6 protein-coding genes are annotated in these 5881 nt (G+C 58.0%); 2 read left to right on the forward strand and 4 right to left on the reverse strand.

Translation table 11 applies throughout. The annotated features are described in order from the left end of the window. The first annotated feature begins 205 nt into the window (after positions 1–205). Positions 206–1453, forward strand: a complete 1248-nt coding sequence (locus J7J55_01425) for an HD domain-containing protein (protein MCD6141367.1) — start codon at positions 206–208, stop codon at positions 1451–1453. Beyond that, the gene (locus J7J55_01430) at positions 1454–2020 is read left to right on the forward strand and encodes a DUF5317 domain-containing protein (protein ID MCD6141368.1); all 567 of its coding nucleotides are present in this window, start codon (positions 1454–1456) and stop codon (positions 2018–2020) included. A gap of 1 nt (position 2021) precedes the next feature. Here the strand turns inward: J7J55_01430 and J7J55_01435 are convergent, their stop codons facing one another. The 4 genes from J7J55_01435 to J7J55_01450 form a co-directional block, all read right to left on the reverse strand. Then, positions 2022–2954, reverse strand: coding sequence for a glycosidase (locus J7J55_01435; protein ID MCD6141369.1), 933 nt, complete (start codon positions 2952–2954; stop codon positions 2022–2024). Between the two features lie 138 nt (positions 2955–3092). Next, positions 3093–4412: a glycerate kinase gene (locus J7J55_01440; protein MCD6141370.1), complete on the reverse strand. Its 1320-nt coding sequence runs from the start codon at positions 4410–4412 to the stop codon at positions 3093–3095. A 63-nt stretch (positions 4413–4475) separates the two neighbouring features. Continuing rightward, positions 4476–5636 (reverse strand): hypothetical protein, encoded by a 1161-nt coding sequence (locus tag J7J55_01445; GenBank protein ID MCD6141371.1) that lies wholly within the window; start codon positions 5634–5636, stop codon positions 4476–4478. Positions 5637–5672: 36 nt separating this feature from the next. Further along, the coding region (locus tag J7J55_01450; protein MCD6141372.1) for a hypothetical protein at positions 5673–5881 on the reverse strand (209 nt) is incomplete at its 5' end.

Consider the following 5881-nt stretch of genomic DNA (forward strand, 5'->3'; position numbering starts at 1 on the left):
CGAAGGGGTTGTTCATCCTGTTCACGCTGGCGCTGCTCCTTTTGTTGAGCGGGGCGACCCAAAAGTGGACTGGGTAGGATAAAACATACAGTTACAATTACTGTCCGTAGCAGTATAGTTACACGCTTAGCCCAAGGCGTTGAATTATCAGATTTGAAGGGGGAAGGGTTGTCTTTCCCCCTTTTTTTCTGTAGGATAACAATAAATGTCACTAAAACTTAGTGCTAAGATATATCTGTGGGCTGTGTTCATCCTCGCTGCTATATGCACGGTTATTTATCTCCCCCGGATAGAACTCTCAAGGCATTTTATCTCCACTCTATTGTTCCTTGCGGTGATTGCCTTTTTCTCTGAAGTGTATGAGATTGAGATTACATATAAAAGAAGTATATCGGCATCCATCGCTATCTATTTAGCCGCGGTCTACCTTGGCGGAGCGTCGCTTGCGATTCCAGCAGTCCTGCTTGGCACTCTCATCGCTGAAATTATACTAAGGTGGGAGTTTATCAAAAAGGGTGTTTCTTCGTTTCTCTATCGAGTTGGATTTAATGTTAGTCAAACGTTACTTTCCGCAACCATCGCAGCGGTAGTCTTTGAAGTAAGTGGAGGCCATGCTCCACCATATGCCACACCCGTTGAATTCGGCCCACCCGTCGCCGCTTTTTTTACTTATATCCTAGTTAATACTGCACTCGTATCCGGGATCATCCACCTCACTGAAAAGGTGAGTTTTCTGTATCACTTGAAGTTCAATCTACAACACTTATCCATTCAGTTCCTGTCTCTAGGAGTGCTCTCGATCCTGCTTGCGATCGTGTACCAGATCCAACCGTGGTACATCCTGCTCGTTCTTGTCCCACTGGTCCTGGTTCATGTTTCACTCCGGGGTTACATGCGCTTGCGCCATCAAGCGCAAAAGACGTTCGAGAAGGTCGCGCAGAGCCTGGGAGAGCGCGATCCTTACACCGGCAAGCATTCGGAAGATGTGGCGGTCATCGCGCGAAAAATCGGTCGGGAGCTCGGTCTCGCTGAAGATGAAGTAGAGCAGATCGAAGCCGCGGCACGCGTGCATGATATCGGGAAGATCTCCATCCCCGACAGTGTCCTCCTCAAGCCAGGGAAACTGACGGATGAGGAGTGGGAGGCGATAAAACAGCATCCGGTCATCGGTGCGGATCTTCTGTCTGGACTGGAGATCTACGAAGGCAGCATCGACATAATCCGTCATCACCACGAGCATTGGGATGGAAGTGGCTATCCTGATGGGTTGAAAGGTGAGCAGATCCCGTTGGGAGCGCGGATCGTCGCCGTAGCCGACGTTTACAACGCACTGACTACCGACCGTCCTTACCGCAAGGCTTATTCCAAGGCAGAGGCGCTGGAGATTATCCGGGATATGAGTGGTAAGGAGCTGGATCCTCAACTGGTGGAAATCTTCCTGCGGGTGATCTAAATGATCCTTCTGTGGGCGTTGGTAATTGGATTAGCAATCGGGTTTCTCCGGCACGGTAACTTGGGAAACCTGGCGCGATTGAAGTTAAATGGGGTATGGTTGATCTTCGCGGCCTTGCTGGTCCAGGTTCTCATCTTTCCGCTCGGCCCAAACGGCCCGATCGTCCGCAGCGGGACAGCGATACTGCACTTCGTTTCCTATGCGCTGCTCATCGGGTTCATCGGGCTCAACCGCAAGCGGTTTGGGATCCTGGTGATGGGGATCGGCCTGCTCCTCAATATTCTTGCCATCTCGGCCAACGGTGGATACATGCCCGCTTCAGCGGCCGCTCTCCGCCACGCCGGGATGGAACAAACCGCGATCGCATTGGAACAGGAGCTGCATCACGGGAATACCGTCCTCATGAGCAAGGATACACGGTTGAATCTCCTCGGCGATCGATTTTCCGTTCCGGCGACGGTTCCGCTTGCGACCGCGTTCAGCATCGGCGACATCCTCCTCGCCCTGGGAGTGATCATCTTCCTTGCCACAGAGATGCCTCGAGGCAAGGAAAGTTCCAGTGATTAAGTCAGTTCCCGTTGTGGTTCCGTGGATCGGCGAGGAGGTAGTCGATGATCTCGTCAATCCGGGCGGTGGCGAGACAAATTGAGGAATCTGCCGCTCCGTAGTACATCCACAGTTCACCATCACGTACGAATCCCCCGCATGGGAAGACGACGTTGGGGACATCCCCGGTACGCTCGTACGGAGCCTGCGGCCCGAGGATCCAGTGGTGCGTGCGGGCGATGAACAGCTCGGGCTCGTCCCGGTCAAGGAGCGCTGCCCCTACCCGGTAGATCGGCCCGCTCACCATGTTCTTGATCCCGTGATAGATCAGGAGCCAACCTCGATCGGTTTCGATCGGCGGAAGGCCGGTCCCTACCTTCGCCCCGTCCCACCACGGCCCGGCACGAAACGGGAGGACGACCTGGTTCTCCCCCCAATGGAGGAGGTCGGACGAGTAGGCGATCCATATGCTCCCCTCCCCTCCTCGGGGACGGTGTAGGATCGCGTATTTCCCTTTAACCTTGCGCGGGAATAGAGCGGCATCCTTATTGTTGGGCGGGAACACGATTCCAAGTCGTTCCGCGCTCTTGAAGTCGGTCGTAGTGGCGAGGGCTACCGCCGGGCCGTAGCCGGAATAGGCGGTGTAGGCGAGCACCCAGCGGTCGAGCTCGTCCACACGGGTGACGCGACAGTCCTCAATTCCGTACGCCTCGTACGGCGATCCCTGATCAGGGTGAAGCAACGGTCGATCCTCAATCCGCCAATCTGTAATCCCATCACGGCTGCGGGCGACGGTGAGGTGAGAACGCCCTGACCTGCTCTCCACCCGCAGGAGCAGGAGTACCTCATCCCCCAGGTCGGCAACGCCGGCATTGAATACCGCATTCGCCGGATAGGGAAGATCCGAAACCTCGATGAGCGGGTTACGTTCACTTCTGACAAACAATTCTTCCATCTCTCCTCCTCAGCGACCGATCGGTCATGGGCAGGAAGTATCCTCCAGCGATCCTGCTGGCTCAAGTATCTATTCTCTCAGTTCGATTCCGTGGACCATCGTGCAAATGCCGCACTGCGATGAGACATTCGCTCCCCTTCACCGCACGATGATCGCCACTAGATCGGCGACGTTCGTCCCTGTCGGCCCGGTGTTGATCAATGCATCCACGGCCCCCAACGCGGTATACGAGTCGTTCCGCGCCAGGACGTCCCACGGATCGATTTCACGTGCATGTAGCCTGTCGAGCGTCTTTCCGTCAACCATCCCCCCAGCAGCGTCGGTCGGACCGTCGCGTCCGTCGGTCCCCAGTGAGGCGATGATCACCCCGGGAAGCCCGGAGATCCCCAGCGCCGCCGATAGGGCGAGCTCCTGGTTCCGTCCGCCCTTCCCGCTACCATGCACTGTGACCGTCGTCTCCCCGGCGGCCAAGACAAGGGCGGGAGCAGGGACCGGGCGATCTCTGGCCGCCAACTCGCGTGCCATCGCGGCGAACACCTTTCCCACCTCCCGCGCCTCTCCCTCAAGGGTCGTGGTGAGGATGAGGGTGTTGTAGCCGAGCCGCTCCCCTTCCTGCTGTGCCGCCTCCGCCGCGATTGTCCCGGAACCCGCGATCACGTAATTCACCCGGGCGAACGCTGGATCGCCCGGCTTAGGGGTGTCGGGGACCTCCCCGTTCACTCCGGCGGACAAGCGGGCCCGCACCGCAGCCGGCACCCTCTCCCACAACCGGTATCGATTGAGGATCCCGACGGCGTCCGAAAAGGTCGTCGGGTCGGGGACCGTCGGCCCGGAGGCGATCATATCCACCGGATCGCCCGGGACATCGGAAAGGATGATGGAAATGACCTGGGCAGGGAAGGCCCGGGTCGCCAGTTGTCCCCCTTTGAGCTGGGAGAGGTGCTTGCGGACCGTATTTATCTCCTGGATGCGCGCTCCGGAGAGTAAGAGGAGCTGATTGGTCTCGATGAGGTCGGAGAGGGTCACGGGCGAGGCGGGCAGGGTCAGAAGGGCTGAGCCCCCGCCGGAGATGAGAACGATGACGAGATCTTTCTCCTCGGCGGAGTCCACAAGGGCGGCGATCCTCTCCGCCGCCTCCAGCCCGCGGGAGTCCGGGACCGGGTGCGCCGCCTCGACCACCTCGACTTTTCGCGTGGGGACCTTGTACCCGTCGGCTGTGATGACAAGTCCGGCCGCGATCCTCTCCCCCAGGACCTCTTCCAGCGCTGCGGCCATCCGCGCCGATGCCTTACCCACTCCGACGACGATGACCCGCCCGACACGCGCGAGATCGTACTCTGCGCCGTCAATTCGGAGGATCTCCCCATCGAGCCTTACCGTCCGGTTGACGCACCCTTCCGGGGAGACGGCCTCCACGGCTTTTTGGAGGATCCGCCTTAGGTCGTCATGAAGGCCCATAGAAACCCTCCGCTGAATACCCGTCCCCTGGGGCAGAGCTCTTCCCTGCGTTAGCTATATGCTTCATCTTTCCCTTCTCCTTGCCGTGCGGGCGAAACTCTCGATCATCTTGTACAGATGATGGAGTGCGTAATCATACCCCCTGAGAGCGACGGTGGTGGTGTAGTTCAAGACCCTAGCGAGCCAAAGCTTGAAAAGCAACTCCCGCCAGTCTTCGTCCGTGAAATCGAACTCCTCCAGCAGGATCTTGTATGTCGCAAACCAGGTTTCATCGTCCATGAACCTGAACCGCGGCCGGCGGGGGCACTCGCGCATCCCCTCCTGCACATTGTGCGGGAAGTGAGCTAAGAGCTCAATCTGCCTCTCCGTCCAGCCGCTCATCAGAAGCCCCAAACTACCCTCCAGATCATAAGCGGTCTTCTCCTTGACCGCTTCCGGCACCGGCCCCGGTCGCTCGATTCGGTGCAGGATCCCCCGCGTATCGAGCTCCTCCTCTCTCAGCTCCTGAATCGTGTTGAAGCATTCAAGCGCCATGTCCTTAAGGTCGCTCAACGCCCCGTAGAGCTTATGAAGCTTGCCGGCGGAGACGTAGGTCTCGAACATGCTGAACTTTTCCCTGGCCATCGCCCAGGTATAAGCGGTATCGATCCCCCAGTCGCTCCGTGCAAGCACCGCCTCGTTATTGATGAGTGCTTCCGCCACCTCTCGGTTCATCATCAGCTCGCCACCGAGCGGCTGCTCGATGAACGGGAGCTCTGTATCCGGCCAGAGGACGGCAAAGCCGGTCTTGGTGATCATCCAGGTGACCATGGCGTCGGTGGATGCACGGGGGAAGTAGTGTCGCACCACCTGATAGCCCTCATCTCCGGCGTCCTCCGCTTGGCTGATCCAGTCCTGGGAGAACGTCACGATATCGGAGTCGTAAAAGTGGATCCGCGTGTAGTCGGTCTCCTCCAGGAAATGCTTGAGCGCTGTGTTCATCCCGTCGCCCTTTCCCGGACGCTTGTTCCCCAGCCTCTCCTGCAGGATCAAGCGAATCTCCTTGCCGCTCTCTTTTTCGATCTCAGGGATAGCCGCCTGTATCCCCTTGTAGCACTCGTTCTCCTCGTAGCCGACGCAGAGCACCGCCCCCACCCGCGAATGAGCGGCCGCCTCACGGATGTTCTTCGTAAAGACCTCGTTGTCCTCTGACTTGAATGGAAAAACAACCAAACTCTTCTTCATGTCTGTTTATTTCCTTTTGTGAACGGAAGATTTGTACTAGCCTACATCCTTGAGCGTGGCCAGCGCCTTGTCCAACTTGCCGACGAATATGCCGATCCCGTAGTCGCTGATTCCCCCGACCCAGATCAGGTAGTCCTCGTACTTCACCAACCCATCGCCGAAGATCACGAACGCCCGGTCGCCGTAGTTCTCCACGAGTCCCTGCGGCGCCAGGAGATAATCGCTGATTGCCAGGAGCTTTCCGT

The organism is Candidatus Bipolaricaulota bacterium (genome assembly GCA_021159055.1).
In the GTDB taxonomy this organism is placed as follows: domain Bacteria; phylum Bipolaricaulota; class Bipolaricaulia; order UBA7950; family UBA9294; genus S016-54.